The following is an 18,087-nucleotide window of genomic DNA, read 5'->3' on the forward strand; positions in this document are numbered from 1 at the left end:
GCTATCATCCGACGAATTGCAACGAAACGCCGTCACCGAGGTGACGGCGTTTTCGTTTGTGCGCGGTGCGAGGGCGCCGCGTCGCTTCGACAGTCTTCATATCACGAGGGGGAGCGATGTCGTCGGTGCAGGTGAGGGTGCTCGCGCTGTTTTCGATCGGGTATTTCGTGTCGTATGTGTTTCGTGGCGTCAATCTGGGCTTCGCGCCGTTCGTCACGCATGAGCTCGGGTTGTCGGCCGCCGATCTCGGCCTGCTCACCAGTCTCTATTTTCTTGGCTTCGCGGGCGCGCAGATTCCGGCCGGCGTGATGCTCGACCACTTCGGCGCGCGCCGCGTGACGGCCGGCATGCTGCTGTTCGCCGCGGCCGGCGCCGCCGTGTTCGGCGCCGCGCACGGCATCGGCACGATGATGATCGGCCGGCTGCTGATCGGTGTCGGCGTTTCGGTGTGTCTCGGCGCGGCATTCAAGGCGCTCGCGCAGCATTTCCCGGTCGGCCGGCTGCCGCTCGTCAACGGCCTCGTGATGGCGGTTGGCGGCCTCGGCGGCGTCGTGGTAGGTTCGCCGCTGACCTGGCTGCTCGGCTGGACGAACTGGCGCGCGATCTGTTTCGGCCTCGCGGTGCTGACGGTGGTCGTCGCGGCCTCGATCGGCTTCGGCGCGCCCGAAGCGAAGCAGGTGCGCCACCAGGGCGGGCTCGTCAGTCAGTTCAAGGGCACGTGGCACATCCTGAGCAGCCGCGCGTTCTGGAAGATCTCGTCGTTCTCGGTCGTCACGCAGGGCGTGTTTTACGCGATGCAGTCGCTGTGGGTCGGGCCGTACCTGCGCGACGTCGCGGGGTTCGATGCGCCGCATGCCGCGCGCCTCGTGTCGGTGCTCGGCTTCGCGATGATGGCCGGCTGCGTCGGCTTCGGCGCCGCGGCGCGCGTGCTCGAGCGGCGCGGCGTGTCCGTCTATGCGTTCTGCGGGGTCGGGATGGCGCTGTTCGTCGCGACGCAGGTCGCGATCGTCGCGCGCATGCCGTTGCCGCCGGCCGTGCTGTGGGCTGCATACGGGATGTTCGGCGGCGTCGGCATCCTGACCTACGCGGTGATGGCCGGGCACTTTCCCGCCCACCTGATCGGCCGCGCGAACACGACGCTCACGCTGGTGATCTTCCTGCTGATCTTTGCGTTCCAGATCGGTGTCGGCGCGGTGCTGTCGCGCTGGCCCGCGGTCGACGGCCGTTATCCGGCCGCCGCGCACCTCGCCGCATGGGGCGTGCTGCTTGCGCTGCAGCTCGCGAGCGCGGTCTGGTACGTGTGGCCCGCGCGCGGCGCTGGCCAAGCCCACTGATCCGGCGGTACGCTGGTGGGTGGGGCGGCTGCGGAAACGGGGCCGCAGCACGTCGAGCGTGCGCCGTACCGCGCTGCCGGTGGCGGCGCGCGCATGATCGGACGGCCATATCGATTGAAGATAGGGCCATTTTCGGGCTATAATTTGAAAGTTTGTGCTGATCAACCTCGCACCCTAGCGCCTACCTCATTCATCCCGTTCATCCGCCGCACGCCGCCTGCCGGGCGATGCCGCGAAGCCTCGTGCGCCACGCGCCGGGTTCGCGTCTCGACAACGCAGGCCGCGTCCAGCTAGCGACTACGCGCGCCCACGCAGCGCGGCGCTCGCGCGGCAGGGTAAACAGGTCGGCAGCAGGGTGTTCCCCAAGGAGCCTCCCGTGTTGCCGTCTTTTTCTCCCGCCTTGCTTGCACTCGCCGACGGCACGGTCTTTCGTGGTTATTCGATCGGGGCCGAAGGCCATACGATCGGCGAAGTCGTGTTCAATACCGCGATCACCGGCTATCAGGAAATCCTGACTGATCCGAGCTACGCGCGCCAGATCGTCACGCTCACCTACCCGCATATCGGCAACGTCGGCGTCAACGCCGAAGACGTCGAAGCCACGAAAGTCCATGCCGCCGGCCTGATCATCCGTGATCTGCCCACGCTCGCATCGAACTTCCGCATGGACCGCACGCTCGGCGATTACCTGCGCGACGAAGGCGTCGTCGCGATCGCCGGCATCGACACCCGCAAGCTGACCCGCATCCTGCGCGACAAGGGCGCGCAGAACGGCTGCATCCTGGCCGGCTCGGACGACGAGGCGAAGGCGATCGAGCTCGCGCGCTCGTTCCCGGGCCTCGCCGGCATGGATCTCGCGAAGGTCGTGTCGACCACCAAGCCGTTCGAGTGGAAGCAGACGGAATGGCGCCTCGGCAGCGGCTACGGCATGCAGGAAGCGCCGAAGTACCGCGTCGTCGCGTACGATTTCGGCGTCAAGTACAACATCCTGCGCATGCTCGCGGAACGCGGTTGCCAGGTCACGGTGCTGCCCGCACAGGCGAGCGCGTCCGATGCGCTCGCGCTGAATCCGGACGGCATCTTCCTGTCGAACGGCCCCGGCGATCCGGAGCCGTGCGATTACGCGATCGCGGCCACGAAGGAATTCATCGAGCGCGGCGTGCCGACCTTCGGCATCTGCCTCGGCCACCAGATCATGGGCCTCGCGGTCGGCGCGAAGACGCTGAAAATGAAGACGGGCCACCACGGCGCGAACCACCCGGTGAAGGATCTCGGCGACGGTCGAGTCGTGATCACGTCGCAGAACCATGGCTTCGCGGTCGATGCGGATTCGCTGCCGGCCAACGCGCGCGTGACGCACGTGTCGCTGTTCGACGGCACGCTGCAGGGCTTCGAGCTGACCGACAAGCCGGCGTTCTGCTTCCAGGGCCACCCGGAAGCGTCGCCGGGCCCGCACGACATCGGCTATCTGTTCGACCGTTTCACCGCGCTGATGGACGCGGCGAAGCAGCGCAACGCCTAACGCAACCGAAGGACGGGAGATTCGCATCATGTTCGGCCACGCACTCGGCATCACGGATATCTGGACCTACGTGTTCGGCGTGATCTTCATCATCCTGCTGCCGGGGCCGAACTCGATGTACGTGCTGTCGCTCGCGGCGCAGCGCGGCGTGAAGGCCGGCTATCGCGCGGCCTGCGGCGTGTTCGTCGGCGACACGGTGCTGATGGTGCTGTCCGCCGCGGGCGTCGCGTCGCTGCTGAAGGCGAATCCGCTGCTGTTCTCCGTCGTCAAGTACGGCGGCGCCGCGTATCTGCTCTACATCGGCACCGGCATGCTGCGCAGCGCGTGGCGCAAGCTGCGCGCGCCGGCGGGCGAGCCCGCCGAGGCGCCGCAGGCGGTCGACGGCGAGCGGCCGTTTCGCAAGGCGCTGATCGTGAGCCTGCTGAATCCCAAGGCGATCCTGTTCTTCATCTCGTTCTTCATCCAGTTCGTCGACCCGGCATTCCCGCATCCCGCGCTGTCGTTCGTCGTGCTCGGGGCGATCGCGCAATGCGCGAGCTTCCTGTACCTGAGCACGCTGATCTTCGCGGGTGCGCGGCTCGCCGAGCACTTCCGCCGCCGCCGCAAGCTCGCGGCAGGCGCGGCGAGCAGCGTGGGCGGCCTGTTCATCGGTTTCTCGGTGAAGCTCGCGCTCGCGACCATGAGCTGAGCGCTGCCGGCCGACCCACGACAACGATTACTTATTGAATTCACAAGCCATGCCAAAACGCACAGACATCAAAAGCATCCTCATCATCGGCGCCGGCCCGATCATCATCGGCCAGGCGTGCGAGTTCGACTATTCGGGCGCGCAGGCTTGCAAGGCGTTGCGTGAGGAGGGCTACAAGGTCGTTCTCGTCAACAGCAACCCGGCGACGATCATGACCGACCCGAACACGGCCGACGTGACCTACATCGAGCCGATCACGTGGGAAGTCGTCGCGCGCATCATCGAGAAGGAGCGCCCGGACGCGATCCTGCCGACGATGGGCGGCCAGACCGCGCTGAACTGCGCGCTCGACCTGCATCACCACGGCGTGCTCGAGAAGTTCGGCGTCGAACTGATCGGCGCGTCGCCGGAGGCGATCGACAAGGCGGAAGACCGCCAGAAGTTCAAGGAAGCGATGACCAAGATCGGTCTCGGCTCCGCGAAGTCGGGCATCGCGCACTCGATGGAAGAAGCGACCAAGGTGCACGCCGAGATCATGGCGGGCACCGGCGGCAGCGGCTATCCGGTCGTGATCCGTCCGTCGTTCACGCTCGGCGGCTCGGGCGGCGGCATCGCGTACAACCGCGAAGAGTTCGAGGAAATCTGCAAGCGCGGTCTCGACCTGTCGCCCACGCGCGAGCTGCTGATCGAGGAATCGCTGCTCGGCTGGAAGGAATACGAGATGGAAGTCGTGCGCGACCGCGCCGACAATTGCATCATCGTCTGCTCGATCGAAAACCTCGACCCGATGGGCGTGCACACCGGCGACTCGATCACGGTCGCGCCGGCGCAGACGCTCACCGACAAGGAATACCAGATCCTGCGTAACGCATCGCTCGCGGTGCTGCGCGAGATCGGCGTCGACACGGGCGGCTCGAACGTGCAGTTCTCGATCAACCCGAAGGACGGCCGCATGGTCGTCATCGAAATGAACCCGCGCGTGTCGCGTTCGTCGGCGCTTGCATCGAAGGCGACCGGCTTCCCGATCGCGAAGGTCGCCGCGAAGCTGGCGGTCGGCTACACGCTCGACGAGCTGAAGAACGAAATCACCGGCGGCCAGACGCCGGCGTCGTTCGAGCCGACGATCGACTACGTCGTCACGAAGATCCCGCGTTTCGCGTTCGAGAAGTTCCGTGAAGCCGATTCGCGCCTGACGACGCAGATGAAGTCGGTCGGCGAAGTGATGGCGATCGGCCGCACGTTCCAGGAATCGTTCCAGAAGGCGCTGCGCGGCCTCGAGGTCGGCGTCGACGGTCTCGACGAGAAGTCGACCGACCGCGACGAGATCGCGATCGAGATCCACGAGCCGGGCCCGGACCGCATCTGGTATGTCGGCGACGCGTTCCGCATCGGCATGACGGCCGAGGAAATCTTCGCGGAAACCGCGATCGACCCGTGGTTCCTCCATCAGATCGAGCAGATCATCCTGAAGGAAAAGGCGCTCGCGGGCCGCACGCTCGCGTCGCTGACGTTCGACGAGCTGCGTTACCTGAAGCAGAGCGGCTTCTCCGACCGCCGCCTCGCGAAGCTGCTCGGCGCGACGCCGGAAGACGTCCGCCGCCGCCGCGTCGAGCTGAACGTGCGCCCGGTCTACAAGCGCGTCGACACCTGCGCGGCCGAGTTCGCGACGAAAACCGCGTACATGTACTCGACCTACGAGGAAGAGTGCGAGGCGCAGCCGACCACGAACAAGAAGATCATGGTGCTGGGCGGTGGCCCGAACCGGATCGGCCAGGGCATCGAGTTCGACTACTGCTGCGTGCACGCGGCGCTCGCGATGCGCGAGGACGGCTACGAAACGATCATGGTCAACTGCAACCCGGAAACGGTGTCGACCGACTATGACACGTCCGACCGCCTGTACTTCGAGCCGCTGACGCTCGAAGACGTGCTCGAGATCGTCGACAAGGAAAAGCCGGTCGGCGTGATCGTCCAGTACGGCGGCCAGACGCCGCTGAAGCTCGCGCTCGACCTCGAGGCGCACGGCGTGCCGATCGTCGGCACGTCGCCGGACATGATCGACGCGGCCGAAGACCGCGAACGCTTCCAGAAGCTGCTGCAGGATCTCGGCCTGCGCCAGCCGCCGAACCGCACCGCGCGCGCGGAAGACGAGGCGCTCAAGCTTGCCGAGGAAATCGGCTACCCGCTCGTCGTGCGCCCGTCGTACGTGCTGGGCGGCCGCGCGATGGAAATCGTCCACGAGCCGCGCGATCTCGAGCGCTACATGCGCGAGGCCGTGAAGGTGTCGAACGATTCGCCGGTGCTGCTCGACCGCTTCCTGAACGACGCGATCGAGTGCGACGTCGACTGCATCTGCGACGGCGAAGCCGTGTTCATCGGCGGCGTGATGGAGCACATCGAGCAGGCGGGCGTCCACTCGGGCGACTCGGCATGCTCGCTGCCGCCGTACTCGCTGTCGAAGGAAACCGTGGCCGAGCTGAAGCGCCAGACGGGCGCGATGGCGAAGGCGCTGAACGTGGTCGGCCTGATGAACGTGCAGTTCGCGATCCAGCAGGTGCCGCAGGCGGACGGTTCGAAGCAGGACATCATCTACGTGCTCGAAGTGAACCCGCGCGCGTCGCGCACGGTGCCGTACGTGTCGAAGGCGACCAGCCTGCCGCTCGCGAAGATCGCGGCGCGCGCGATGGTCGGCCAGAAGCTCGCGCAGCAGGGCGTGACGAAGGAAGTCGAGCCGCCGTACTTCAGCGTGAAGGAAGCGGTGTTCCCGTTCGTCAAGTTCCCGACCGTCGATCCGGTCCTCGGGCCTGAAATGCGTTCGACCGGCGAAGTGATGGGCGTCGGCCAGACGTTCGGCGAAGCGCTGTTCAAGTCGCAGCTCGCGGCCGGTTCGCGCCTGCCGGAGTCGGGCACGGTGCTGCTGACCGTGATGGACGCGGACAAGCCGAAGGCCGTTGAAGTCGCGCGCATGCTGCACGACCTCGGCTACCCGATCGTCGCGACCAAGGGCACGGCTGCCGCGATCGAAGCGGCCGGCGTGCCGGTGAAGGTCGTGAACAAGGTGAAGGACGGCCGTCCGCACATCGTCGACATGATCAAGAACGGCGAGATCGCCCTCGTGTTCACGACGGTCGACGAGACGCGCCAGGCGATCGCCGATTCGCGTTCGATCCGCATGAGCGCGCAGGCGCACAAGGTCACGTACTACACGACGATGTCGGGCGCGCGCGCGGCCGTTGAAGGCTTGCGCTACCTGAAGGATCTGGAAGTCTATGATTTACAAGGTCTTCACGCTCGCCTAAACTAAGCAGTCAGTTACCTGTCGAAGCAATACGTGCCGCGGTTAAGCGGTGTTTCCGGTTCATCGGAAACGCGCTTAATCGCGGTGATTTTTTTTAAAGCCGTTTTTAGCGATTGAGCCGTTTATGAGCACCATTCCGTTGACAAAGCGTGGCGCAGAGCAACTGCGCGATGAATTGCAGCGCCTCAAATCCGTCGAGCGGCCGGCCGTGATCAACGCGATCGCGGAGGCCCGCGCACAGGGCGATCTGTCCGAAAACGCCGAATACGATGCCGCGAAGGAAAAGCAGGGCTTCATCGAGGGTCGTATCGCGGAAATCGAATCGAAGCTGTCGGCCGCGCAGGTCATCGATCCCACCGTGCTCGATGCCGAAGGCCGCGTGGTCTTCGCGTCGACGGTCGAGCTCGAGGATCTCGAGTCGGGCGACACCGTCAAATACCAGATCGTCGGCGACGACGAAGCCGATATCGATCACGGCCTGATCTCGGTCAGCTCGCCGATCGCGCGCGCACTGATCGGCAAGTCCGAAGGCGACGTCGCGGCCGTGCAGGCGCCGAGCGGCGTGCGCGAATACGAAATCATCTCGGTCAGCTACATCTGAAGCGGGGCGACGTAATGCCGCATCGCGTGTTCCGTCTGCTGTCGGCCGTGTGGGTCGGCAGCCTGCTGACGATCGGGTATGCGGTCGCGCCCGTGCTGTTCAAGACGCTGGAGCGGATGACGGCCGGTTCGGTCGCCGCCCAGCTGTTCCGTATCGAGGCGATCCTCGGTGTCGTGTGCGGCGTGCTGCTGCTTGCGTTGTCGAACCAGCAGGTGCGGCGCGGCAGCAGCGAATATCGCCGCGTGCGCTGGATCGTCGCCGCGATGGTCGTGTGCGTGTTGGTCGGGTATTTCGCGCTGCAGCCGTTCATGAACGCGCTGCGGGTGGCCGCGATGGACGCGGGCACCGATATCGCGAACTCGCCGTACGCGAGTCGCTTCGGGATGCTGCACGGCGTCTCGAGCGTGTTCTATCTCGTCGAGAGCGTGCTGGGGCTGATGCTGATCTGGCGTCTGCCGGCGCGCGACGCCTGAGCGCAGCGCGGGCAGCGCGGCACGGTGCGACCGTGCCGCGTACGCGTTTTACTTGTCCTGGAACGGCCGCTTGGTGCTTGCCTGGCGCTTTTTCGCGCGCTTCACGTTGCCGCCCGCCGTCACGCGCTCGTTGCCGCGCACGACGACCTTCGTCGGCTTCGGACGACGCACGGGGCTCGCGTTCGGCGACACCTTGACGACCTTGACCGTGCGCGGTGCGCGGCCTTTCCTGTCGTCGGCGGCTTCGGCCGCGCTCGGCAGCGTGCCGGCGCGACGGCCGCGGGCCGGGGCCGCTGCGGCGGCCTCGGGCTTCCAGATCACCAGCAGCTTGCCGATGTGCTGGATCGGCGCCGCGCTCAGGCGGTCGCAGATCTCGTCGTAGATCGCGATGCGTTCGTCGCGCTCGTCGCCGAACACGCGGATCTTGATCAGCTGGTGCGCGGCGAGGTGCACCTTGATTTCCTTCAGCACGGCGTCGGTCAGCCCTTCGGCGCCGATCAGCACGACGGGCTTGAGCGCATGGGCCTGGGAGCGCAGCGCGGAGCGCTCGGCGGGAGAAAGCGAAAGGGCGGGCATGGAAATGTCGAAATCTAAATAGGGGCACGCGGCCTGAAAAACGATCGCGGGAAGTTACCGCGTCAGCCGTGCGCCGAAACCACGTAAAATCGCGACTTGGGCCTGAAAAGGGGCCGCAGCCGCGCGAAGAAGACGCGTATTATCCGCTAAAAGCGCGGCTTCACGAAGCAAATGGCAGCAATCTCTCTCTCGAATGGCAAAAAACCGCTTTAACCAGCACTGGCTGCACGACCACATCAACGACCCGTACGTCAAAATGGCGCAGCGGGAGGGCTATCGCGCGCGTGCCGCGTACAAGCTGAAGGAAATCGACGAGCAGGACAAGCTGGTCCGTCCGGGCCAGGTCATCGTCGATCTCGGCGCGACGCCGGGCAGCTGGAGCCAGTATGCCCGCAACAAGCTCGCGCAGGGCAAGAAGCGCGATACCGAGCGCGAAGGCGGCATCGACGGCACGATCATCGCGCTCGACCTGCTGCCGATGGAGCCGATCGCCGACGTCCACTTCATCCAGGGCGACTTCCGCGAGGACGAAGTGCTCCACCAGCTCGAGGAAGTGCTCGAAGGCCGCGCGGTGGATCTTGTTATTTCGGACATGGCCCCCAACCTCTCCGGTGTGGCCTCGGCGGACGCGGCGCGCATCGAGCATCTTTGCGATCTGGCGCTCGAATTCGCGCAGAACCATCTGAAGCCGGACGGTGCGCTGCTCGTGAAATGCTTTCACGGCAGCGGCTACAGCCAGATCGTCGAGAAATTCAAACAGCAGTTTAAGACCGTCGCGCCGCGCAAGCCCAAGGCGTCCCGCGACAAATCGTCCGAAACGTTCATTTTGGGTCGGCATCTGAAGCATCCGCGCTGATGCGCGGCGGGGTGCCGCAAACGGGCTCCGGCCCTTGCCAGACAAGCGAAGCGCTATCGCGGCGGTTGTCAATGCTTATGGCGAGGGTGGTCGGACTGGATTAGAATGACCGAGGGGCGCCGCAAGGAAAATGTAGGCGCTCGTCTACGAGTGAAGGAGTGGTGCTTTGAACAACAATATGTTTTCGAAGGCAGCGGTGTGGTTAGTGATCGCACTGGTGCTGTTTACGGTGTTCAAGCAGTTCGACAAGCCCCGCGTCCAGGAAGGCGTGTCCTATTCGCAGTTCATGGACGACGCCAAGAACGGCAAGGTCAAGAACGTCATCGTTCAGGGGCGCAACCTCACCGTCACTCCGGCTGATGGCCAGAAATACCAGATCGTGTCGCCCGGCGACATCTGGATGGTCGGCGATCTGATGAAGTACGGCGTGCAGGTCAGCGGCAAGGCCGACGACGAGCCGAATGCGCTGATGTCCGCGCTGTACTACCTCGGGCCGACGATCCTGATCATCGTGTTCTGGTTCTACATGATGAGGCAGATGCAGGGGGGCGGCAAAGGCGGCGCCTTCTCGTTCGGCAAGTCGCGAGCGCGGCTGATCGACGAGAACAACAACGCGGTGAACTTCTCCGACGTCGCGGGCTGCGACGAAGCGAAGGAAGAAGTGTCCGAGCTCGTCGACTTCCTGCGCGATCCGCAGAAATTTCAGAAGCTGGGCGGTCGCATTCCGCGCGGCGTGCTGCTCGTCGGCCCGCCGGGTACCGGCAAGACGCTGCTCGCCCGCGCGATCGCGGGTGAAGCGAAGGTGCCGTTCTTCAGCATCTCGGGTTCGGACTTCGTCGAAATGTTCGTCGGCGTCGGCGCGGCCCGTGTGCGCGACATGTTCGAGCAGGCGAAGAAGCATGCGCCGTGCATCGTGTTCATCGACGAAATCGACGCGGTCGGCCGTCATCGCGGCGCCGGCATGGGCGGCGGCAACGACGAACGCGAGCAGACGCTGAACCAGATGCTGGTCGAGATGGACGGCTTCGAGGCGAACTCGGGCGTGATCGTGATCGCCGCGACCAACCGTTCCGACGTGCTCGACAAGGCGCTGCTGCGTCCGGGCCGTTTCGACCGTCAGGTCTACGTCGGTCTGCCGGACATCCGCGGCCGCGAGCAGATCATGCGCGTGCACCTGCGCAAGGTGCCGATCGCGAACGACGTCGATGCGGCCGTCATCGCACGCGGCACGCCGGGCTTCTCGGGCGCCGATCTCGCGAACCTCGTGAACGAGGCTGCGCTGTTCGCGGCACGCCGCGGCAAGCGCATCGTCGAGATGCAGGATTTCGAGGACGCGAAGGACAAGATCTTCATGGGTCCGGAGCGCAAGTCGGCCGTGATCCGCGAGGAAGCGAAGCGCGCGACCGCTTACCACGAGTCGGGCCACGCGGTGGTCGCGAAGCTGCTGCCGAAGGCCGACCCGGTGCACAAGGTCACGATCATCCCGCGCGGCCGTGCGCTGGGCGTCACGTGGCAGTTGCCGGAGCATGACAACGAGACGTACTCGAAGGACTACCTGCTGGACCGCCTCGCGATCCTGTTCGGTGGCCGGGTGGCGGAAGAGCTGTTCATGAATCTCGTCAGCACCGGCGCATCGGACGACTTCAACAAGGCAACGCAGACGGCGCGCGCGATGGTGGCCCGTTTCGGCATGACCGATGCGCTCGGGCCGATGGTCTACGTCGACGACGAGAACGATGCGTCGCCGTTCGGCCGCGGCTTCACGCGCACGATCTCGGAAGCGACGCAGCAGAAGGTCGATTCGGAAATCCGCCGCGTGCTCGACGATCAGTACACCCTTGCGCGCCGCCTGCTCGAAGAGAACCGCGACAAGGTCGAAGCGATGACGGCCGCGCTGATGGAGTGGGAGACGATCGACGCCGATCAGATCAACGACATCATGGAAGGCCGTCCGCCGCGCTCGCCGAAGAGCTCGCCGGCCGTCGGCGGCGATTCGTCGGGCGGTGGCAGCAGCGCCGAGGTCAAGCCCGGCAACGCGCCGGCGCCTGCTTCGCCGGCGGCATAACCTCCGCTTTAGCACCGTTCACGGGCTGGTGTGGCTTCACACCGGCCCGTTTTGCATTCAACCACGCCAGTCGCTCGTGTCCGATTCCGCTGTTACTCCGTCCATTCCCGCGCCGCTCCAGTGCGGCCGCTTCGCACTGACGTTCGAGCGCCCGCTCGTGATGGGCATTCTCAACGCCACGCCCGATTCGTTCTCCGACGGCGGCCGCTTCCTCGCGCGCGACGATGCGCTGCGCCAGGCCGAGCGCATGATCGCCGAAGGCGCGGACCTCCTCGATATCGGCGGCGAATCGACGCGCCCCGGCGCGCCGCCCGTACCGCTCGACGAGGAACTCGCGCGTGTGATCCCGCTCGTCGAGGCGCTGCGGCCGCTGAACGTGCCGCTGTCGGTCGACACCTACAAGCCGGCCGTGATGCGCGCGGCGCTGGCCGCCGGCGCGGACCTGATCAACGACATCTGGGGATTCCGCCAGCCGGGTGCGATCGACGCGGTGCGCGATGGCAACTGTGGGCTGTGCGCGATGCACATGCTCGGCGAGCCGCAGACGATGCAGGTCGGCGAGCCGGACTACGGCGACGTCGTGACCGACGTGCGCGAGTTTCTTGCCGCGCGCGCGCAGGCGCTGCGCGACGCGGGCATTGCGCCGGAGCGGATCTGCGTGGATCCCGGCTTCGGGTTCGGCAAGGTGGTTGTCGACGACAACTATGCGCTGCTGGCCGCGTTGTCGGACACGGCGCCCGCGCGGCCCGACGGGCGCGCTTATCCGATTCTCGCGGGCATGTCGCGCAAGTCGATGCTCGGCGCGGTGATCGGCGGCAAGCCGCCGATGGAGCGCGTCGCGGCGAGCGTGGCGGCCGCGTTGTGCGCGGTCGAGCGCGGTGCGGCGATCGTGCGCGTGCACGACGTCGCGGCGACGGTCGATGCGCTGAAAGTCTGGAATGCCGTGCGCGAAGCCGCGCGGCAACGATAAGTCAGAAGACGAAGGAGGAAGATTCGCCATGGGACGTCGATATTTCGGCACGGACGGCATTCGCGGCACGGTGGGCGAGGCGCCCATCACGCCGGATTTCGTATTGCGCCTCGGCTACGCGGCCGGCAAGGTGCTGGCCAGCTCGGCCGACGTCGCGGCAGGCTCGCGGCCGACGGTGCTGATCGGCAAGGACACGCGCGTGTCGGGCTACATGCTCGAAGCCGCGCTCGAGGCCGGTTTCTCGGCAGCCGGCGTCGACGTGATGCTGGCCGGCCCGATGCCGACGCCGGGCGTCGCATATCTGACGCGTGCGCTGCGCCTGTCGGCCGGCGTCGTGATCAGCGCGTCGCATAACCCGTATCACGACAACGGGATCAAGTTTTTCTCCGCCGACGGCAACAAGCTGCCCGACGACACCGAAGCCGCGATCGAAGCGTGGCTCGACAAGCCGCTCGAGTGCGCGTCGTCCGACGGCCTCGGCAAGGCGCGCCGCCTCGACGACGCGGCCGGTCGCTACATCGAGTTCTGCAAGAGCACGTTCCCGGCTGCGTTCGACCTGCGCGGGTTGAAGCTCGTGGTCGATTGCGCGCACGGTGCCGCGTACCAGGTCGCGCCGCATGTATTCCACGAGCTCGGCGCGGACGTGATCCCGATCGGCGTCGCGCCGAACGGCTTCAACATCAACGACGGCGTCGGCGCAACCGCGCCCGACGCGCTGGTGCGCGCGGTGCGGGCGAACCACGCCGATCTCGGTATTGCGCTCGACGGCGATGCGGATCGCCTGCAGGTCGTCGATGCGACCGGGCGCCTGTACAACGGCGACGAACTCCTCTACGTGCTCGTGAAGGACCGGATCGCGACCGACGGCAAGGTCGAAGGTGCGGTCGGCACGCTGATGACGAACCTCGCCGTCGAAGTCGCGCTGCAGCGCGAGGGCGTGAAATTCGTCCGCGCGGCGGTCGGCGACCGCTATGTGCTCGAGCAATTGCGCGAGCACGGCTGGCAGCTCGGCGCGGAAGGCTCGGGCCACATCCTGTCGCTCGACCGGCATTCGACCGGCGACGGCATCGTGTCGGCGCTGCTCGTGCTGGCCGCGCTGAAGCGCAGCGGCCGAACGCTCGCGCAGATGCTCGATGGCGTCACGCTGTTTCCGCAGAAGCTGATCAACGTGCGGATGAAGCCGGGCGCCGACTGGAAGGGCAGCGCGTCGATTCGCGCCGCGATCGACGCGGCCGAAGCCGCACTCGCCGGCAGCGGCCGCGTGCTGATCCGCGCATCGGGCACCGAGCCCGTGCTGCGCGTGATGGTCGAAGCGCAGCAGGCGGCCGATGCGGTCCGCCATGCGGAGACGATCGCCGACGCGGTGCGCGCGGCGACGACCTGACGCACGATATCGGCGCGGGGCGGCCTGCCGCCCGCGCGCCGGTTCTCCGGTGAATCGGCATGCGGCGCCTTCGGGCGCCGCAATTTCGTCAGACGCAAAGGTTTGCGCTACCTATAGTGTGTCGCGTCGATCAATGCATCGCCTGACTGAAGATATCTTCCGACCCCTTATATCGCACCCACCGCAAGGCTTCCCGTACCGCCGACGCTGCGCTACGATCCGCCGGCGCACCCGAAAAACGGGTGTCCACCCCGTCCTTGCCAGGCAGGCAATTCTTGCCGCCTCTGCCGTTCCGGTGCCCGCAGGCGCCGCCCGCGCCGCATCCGATATTCCCTTTCAACCAGTCATGTTACTGTCACGCCAGTTTCATCGATTGTCACATTACCGTCATGAGGAGCCCCTAACCTTCGCGGTGCCGTAGTCATCCGCTCACACACTGGAGGTCTCATGAAATTGATGCAAACCGCGATTGCCGGCTTGGCTGGCGCGCTTTTCGCCGTTGCCGCGCAAGCTGCCGACATCACGGGCGCAGGCAGCACGTTCGCGATGCCGATCTATACGAAATGGGCTGCCGACTACCAGCAGTCCGGCGGCGCGAAGGTCAACTACCAGGGTATCGGTTCGTCGGGCGGCCTGAAGCAGATCGTCGCGAAGACGGTCGATTTTGCCGGTTCGGACGCTCCGCTGAAGGATGAAGAGCTCGCGAAGGAAGGCCTGTTCCAGTTCCCGACGGTGGTCGGCGGCGTGGTGCCGGTCATCAACGTGCCGGGTGTGAAGGCCGGTGAACTGACGCTGTCGGGCCCGGTGCTCGGCGACATCTACCTCGGCAAGATCAAGAAGTGGAACGATCCGGCGATCGCCGCGCTGAACCCGAAGGTCAAGCTGCCGGATACGGACATCGCCGTCGTTCGCCGTGCTGACGGCTCGGGCACGAGCTTCATCTGGACGAACTACCTGTCGAAGGTCAACGACGAGTGGAAGTCGAAGATCGGCGAAGGCACGACGGTCAACTGGCCGACGGGCACGGGCGGCAAGGGCAACGACGGCGTTGCGGCCTTCGTGCAGCGCCTGCCGGGCGCGATCGGCTACGTCGAGTGGGCGTACGCGAAGAAGAACAACATGACCTACACTGCGCTGAAGAACTCGACGGGCACGGTGGTCGAGCCGAAGACGGAAACGTTCAAGGCGGCTGCCGCCGGCGCGAACTGGTCGAAGTCGTTCTACCAGATCCTGACGAACCAGCCGGGCAAGGAAGCATGGCCGGTCGTCGGCGCGACGTTCGTGCTGCTGCACGCGAAGCAGGACAAGCCGGAGCAGGGCGCGGAAACGCTGAAGTTCTTCAGCTGGGCGTTCAAGAACGGCGAGAAGGCTGCGGACAGCCTCGACTACATCTCGCTGCCGGCGACGGTCGAGACGGAAATCCGCAAGCAGTGGAAGACGAAGGTGACGGACGCATCGGGCAAGCCGGTCGCCGCCGAGTAAGCAATGCAGCGGTTCACTGCCCGGCCGCGCCGGTCGGGCAGTGTGTGCGGTAAAGCCGGGCGTTACGGCGCCCGGCGATCAAAAGCAGGCACCCATGTCTGATATTTCATACGCGTCCTCCCGATCGCCCGACAGTGCGCAGCAGCGCGCGCCGAGCCGCCTCGGCGACGTTCTGTTCGGCGGCCTCGCACGGCTCGCCGCGATCGTGACCCTGCTGCTGCTGGGCGGGATCATCGTTTCCCTGATCATTGCGTCGATGCCGACCATCCAGAAGTTCGGCCTCGGCTTCCTGTGGCAATCCGAGTGGGATCCCAACTCGGACATCTACGGCGCACTCGTGCCGATCTACGGCACGATCGTGACGTCGGTCATTGCGCTCGTCATCGCGGTGCCCGTCAGTTTCGGCATCGCACTGTTCCTCACCGAGCTGTCGCCCGTGTGGCTGCGCCGCCCGCTGGGCATCGCGATCGAACTGCTCGCCGCGATTCCGTCGATCGTGTACGGCATGTGGGGGCTGCTCGTGTTCGCGCCGATCTTCGCCGAATACTTCCAGAAGCCGCTCGGCCATCTGCTCAAGGACGTGTGGGTGCTCGGGCCGCTGACGTCCGGCCCGCCGATCGGCATCGGCATCCTCGCGGCCGGCGTGATTCTCGCGATCATGATCATCCCGTACATCGCGTCGGTGATGCGCGACGTGTTCGAGGTCACGCCCGTGCTGCTGAAGGAATCGGCATACGGGATCGGCTGCACGACCTGGGAAGTGATGTGGAAGGTCGTGCTGCCCTATACGAAGACCGGCGTGATCGGCGGCGTGATGCTCGGCCTCGGCCGCGCACTCGGCGAGACGATGGCCGTGACGTTCGTGATCGGCAACACGAACCTGCTCGACAGCGTGTCGCTGTTCGCGCCGGGCAACAGCATCACGTCGGCGCTCGCGAACGAATTCGCGGAAGCGCAGCCGGGCGTGCATACGTCCGCGCTGATGGAACTGGGCCTGATCCTGTTCGTGATCACGTTCATCGTGCTGTCCATCTCCAAACTGCTGCTGCTTCGTCTCGAGAAGGGAGAGGGCAAGAAATGAGCGAGCCCATCATGAATTTCCCGGGGCCGGACGGCGCCGTGCTCGAAGCGATGCGCGAGCGCCTGCAGCGCAAGCGCAAGGCCGTCAACGCGATCGCGCTCGCCGCATCGCTCGGCGCAATGGCGTTCGGCCTGCTGTGGCTCGTGTGGATCCTGTACACGACGCTGCACCTCGGTATCGGCGGCCTGTCGCTGCAGCTGTTCACCGAATCGACGCCGGCGCCGAACACCGAAGGCGGCGGTCTCGCGAACGCGATCGTCGGCAGCCTGCTGCTGTGCGGTTTCGGCACGCTGGTCGGCACGCCGATCGGCATCCTCGCGGGCGTCTATCTCGCCGAATACGGCCAGAAGAACCTGCTGGCGAGCACGATCCGCTTCATCAACGACATCCTGCTGTCCGCGCCGTCGATCGTCATCGGCCTGTTCGTGTACGCGCTCGTCGTCGCGAAGTCGGGGCGCTTCTCGGGCTGGGCCGGCGTGATCGCGCTCGCGCTGCTGCAGATCCCGATCGTGATCCGCACGACCGAGAACATGCTGAAGCTCGTGCCGAACGCGCTGCGCGAAGCAGCCTTCGCGCTCGGCACGCCGAAGTGGCGAATGGTGCTGAAGATCACGCTGCGCGCATCGGTGGGCGGCATCATCACGGGCGTGCTGCTCGCGGTCGCGCGGATCGCCGGCGAAACGGCGCCGCTGCTGTTCACCGCGCTGTCGAACCAGTTCTTCTCGTGGGACATGAGCCAGCCGATGGCGAACCTGCCCGTGACGATCTACAAGTTCGCGATGAGCCCGTTCGCGGAATGGCAGTCGCTCGCATGGGCGGGCGTGTTCCTGATTACGCTCGGGGTGCTCGGACTCAACATCCTGGCGCGCTCGGTCTTCTCGAAAAAGTAACGGCGGAGCAATCCGATGAATATGGCAGAGAGCCACCTGAATCCCGTCGAGCGCACCGCAGCGCCCGCCGGCACGCACGACGCGGCGAACGATCGCCCGCTCGCGCCGCTGAACGCGAAGATCGAGGTCAACAACCTCAACTTCTTCTACAGCAAGTTCCATGCGCTGAAGAACATCAACCTGCGCATTCCCGAAGGGAAGGTGACGGCGTTCATCGGCCCGTCGGGCTGCGGCAAGTCGACGCTGCTGCGCACGTTCAACAAGATGTTCGCGCTCTATCCGGAGCAGCGCGCCGAAGGCGAAATCCTGATGGACGGCGAGAACCTGCTGACGACGAAGCGCGACATCTCGCTGCTGCGTGCGCGCATCGGCATGGTGTTCCAGAAGCCGACCCCGTTCCCGATGTCGATCTACGACAACATCGCGTTCGGCGTGAAGATGTTCGAAAAGCTCACGCGCTCGGAAATGGACGACCGCGTCGAGTGGGCGCTCACGAAGGCCGCGCTGTGGAACGAAGTGAAGGACAAGCTTGGCCAGAGCGGCTACGGCCTCTCCGGCGGCCAGCAGCAGCGTCTGTGCATCGCGCGCGGCATCGCGATCCGTCCGGAAGTGCTGCTGCTCGACGAGCCGTGCTCGGCGCTCGACCCGATCTCGACGGGCCGCATCGAGGAACTGATCGCGGAGCTGAAGAGCGACTACACGGTCGTGATCGTCACGCACAACATGCAGCAGGCCGCACGCTGCTCGGATTACACGGCCTACATGTACCTGGGCGAGCTGATCGAGTTCGGCGAAACCGAAAAGATCTTCATCAAGCCGGTGCGCAAGGAAACGGAAGACTACATCACCGGCCGCTTCGGCTGATGA

15 protein-coding genes are annotated in these 18,087 nt (G+C 65.7%); 14 read left to right on the plus strand and 1 reads right to left on the minus strand.

Annotated elements, in window-relative coordinates:
* Window positions 1-116 precede the first annotated feature (116 nt).
* From AC3WLY_RS10275 to AC3WLY_RS10300, 6 genes are all read left to right on the plus strand, one after another.
* Window positions 117-1,334 carry an MFS transporter gene (locus tag AC3WLY_RS10275; protein WP_492308555.1) on the plus strand — a complete coding sequence of 406 codons (1,218 nt, stop codon included), beginning with the start codon at window positions 117-119 and terminating at the stop codon, window positions 1,332-1,334.
* 376 nt (window positions 1,335-1,710) lie between these two features.
* Window positions 1,711-2,856: a glutamine-hydrolyzing carbamoyl-phosphate synthase small subunit gene (carA, locus tag AC3WLY_RS10280; RefSeq protein ID WP_492308554.1), complete on the plus strand. Its 1,146-nt coding sequence runs from the start codon at window positions 1,711-1,713 to the stop codon at window positions 2,854-2,856.
* A 28-nt stretch (window positions 2,857-2,884) separates the two neighbouring features.
* On the plus strand, window positions 2,885-3,544 hold the full coding sequence (gene leuE / locus AC3WLY_RS10285; RefSeq protein ID WP_072435870.1) for a leucine efflux protein LeuE: 660 nt from the start codon (window positions 2,885-2,887) through the stop codon (window positions 3,542-3,544).
* A 49-nt stretch (window positions 3,545-3,593) separates the two neighbouring features.
* Window positions 3,594-6,848: a carbamoyl-phosphate synthase large subunit gene (gene carB / locus AC3WLY_RS10290; RefSeq protein ID WP_072435869.1), complete on the plus strand. Its 3,255-nt coding sequence runs from the start codon at window positions 3,594-3,596 to the stop codon at window positions 6,846-6,848.
* Window positions 6,849-6,966: 118 nt separating this feature from the next.
* Complete coding sequence (gene greA / locus AC3WLY_RS10295) at window positions 6,967-7,443, plus strand: transcription elongation factor GreA (RefSeq protein WP_021163362.1); 477 nt, start codon at window positions 6,967-6,969, stop codon at window positions 7,441-7,443.
* A gap of 14 nt (window positions 7,444-7,457) precedes the next feature.
* A complete protein-coding gene (locus AC3WLY_RS10300; RefSeq protein ID WP_006497614.1) occupies window positions 7,458-7,916 on the plus strand; it encodes a DUF4149 domain-containing protein in 459 nt (152 codons plus the stop codon).
* 48 nt (window positions 7,917-7,964) lie between these two features.
* Here AC3WLY_RS10300 and AC3WLY_RS10305 read toward each other — a convergent pair whose 3' ends face one another.
* Window positions 7,965-8,492 carry a YhbY family RNA-binding protein gene (locus AC3WLY_RS10305; RefSeq protein WP_047900347.1) on the minus strand — a complete coding sequence of 176 codons (528 nt, stop codon included), beginning with the start codon at window positions 8,490-8,492 and terminating at the stop codon, window positions 7,965-7,967.
* 193 nt (window positions 8,493-8,685) lie between these two features.
* On the opposite strand from AC3WLY_RS10305, the gene AC3WLY_RS10310 reads away from it, so the two are divergent.
* The 8 genes from AC3WLY_RS10310 (at window position 8,686) to pstB (ending at window position 18,084) form a co-directional block, all read left to right on the plus strand.
* A complete protein-coding gene (locus AC3WLY_RS10310) occupies window positions 8,686-9,348 on the plus strand; it encodes an RlmE family RNA methyltransferase (RefSeq protein WP_034183277.1) in 663 nt (220 codons plus the stop codon).
* A gap of 166 nt (window positions 9,349-9,514) precedes the next feature.
* Window positions 9,515-11,413 (plus strand): ATP-dependent zinc metalloprotease FtsH, encoded by a 1,899-nt coding sequence (ftsH, locus tag AC3WLY_RS10315; protein WP_072435866.1) that lies wholly within the window; start codon window positions 9,515-9,517, stop codon window positions 11,411-11,413.
* A 76-nt stretch (window positions 11,414-11,489) separates the two neighbouring features.
* Window positions 11,490-12,383, plus strand: coding sequence for a dihydropteroate synthase (folP, locus tag AC3WLY_RS10320; protein WP_492308553.1), 894 nt, complete (start codon window positions 11,490-11,492; stop codon window positions 12,381-12,383).
* 28 nt (window positions 12,384-12,411) lie between these two features.
* Window positions 12,412-13,767: a phosphoglucosamine mutase gene (glmM, locus tag AC3WLY_RS10325; protein WP_175962427.1), complete on the plus strand. Its 1,356-nt coding sequence runs from the start codon at window positions 12,412-12,414 to the stop codon at window positions 13,765-13,767.
* 447 nt (window positions 13,768-14,214) lie between these two features.
* Window positions 14,215-15,249, plus strand: a complete 1,035-nt coding sequence (gene pstS / locus AC3WLY_RS10330) for a phosphate ABC transporter substrate-binding protein PstS (RefSeq protein WP_175962428.1) — start codon at window positions 14,215-14,217, stop codon at window positions 15,247-15,249.
* Window positions 15,250-15,343: 94 nt separating this feature from the next.
* Window positions 15,344-16,330 carry a phosphate ABC transporter permease PstC gene (gene pstC, locus AC3WLY_RS10335; RefSeq protein ID WP_175962429.1) on the plus strand — a complete coding sequence of 329 codons (987 nt, stop codon included), beginning with the start codon at window positions 15,344-15,346 and terminating at the stop codon, window positions 16,328-16,330.
* On the plus strand, window positions 16,327-17,220 hold the full coding sequence (pstA, locus tag AC3WLY_RS10340; RefSeq protein WP_105392992.1) for a phosphate ABC transporter permease PstA: 894 nt from the start codon (window positions 16,327-16,329) through the stop codon (window positions 17,218-17,220). The genes pstC and pstA overlap by 4 nt, the downstream gene beginning before the upstream one ends.
* Window positions 17,221-17,235: 15 nt before the next feature.
* Window positions 17,236-18,084, plus strand: coding sequence for a phosphate ABC transporter ATP-binding protein PstB (pstB, locus tag AC3WLY_RS10345; protein WP_072435860.1), 849 nt, complete (start codon window positions 17,236-17,238; stop codon window positions 18,082-18,084).
* Window positions 18,085-18,087 lie beyond the last annotated feature (3 nt).

This window comes from Burkholderia sp. FW306-1C-G01B (genome assembly GCF_058781685.1).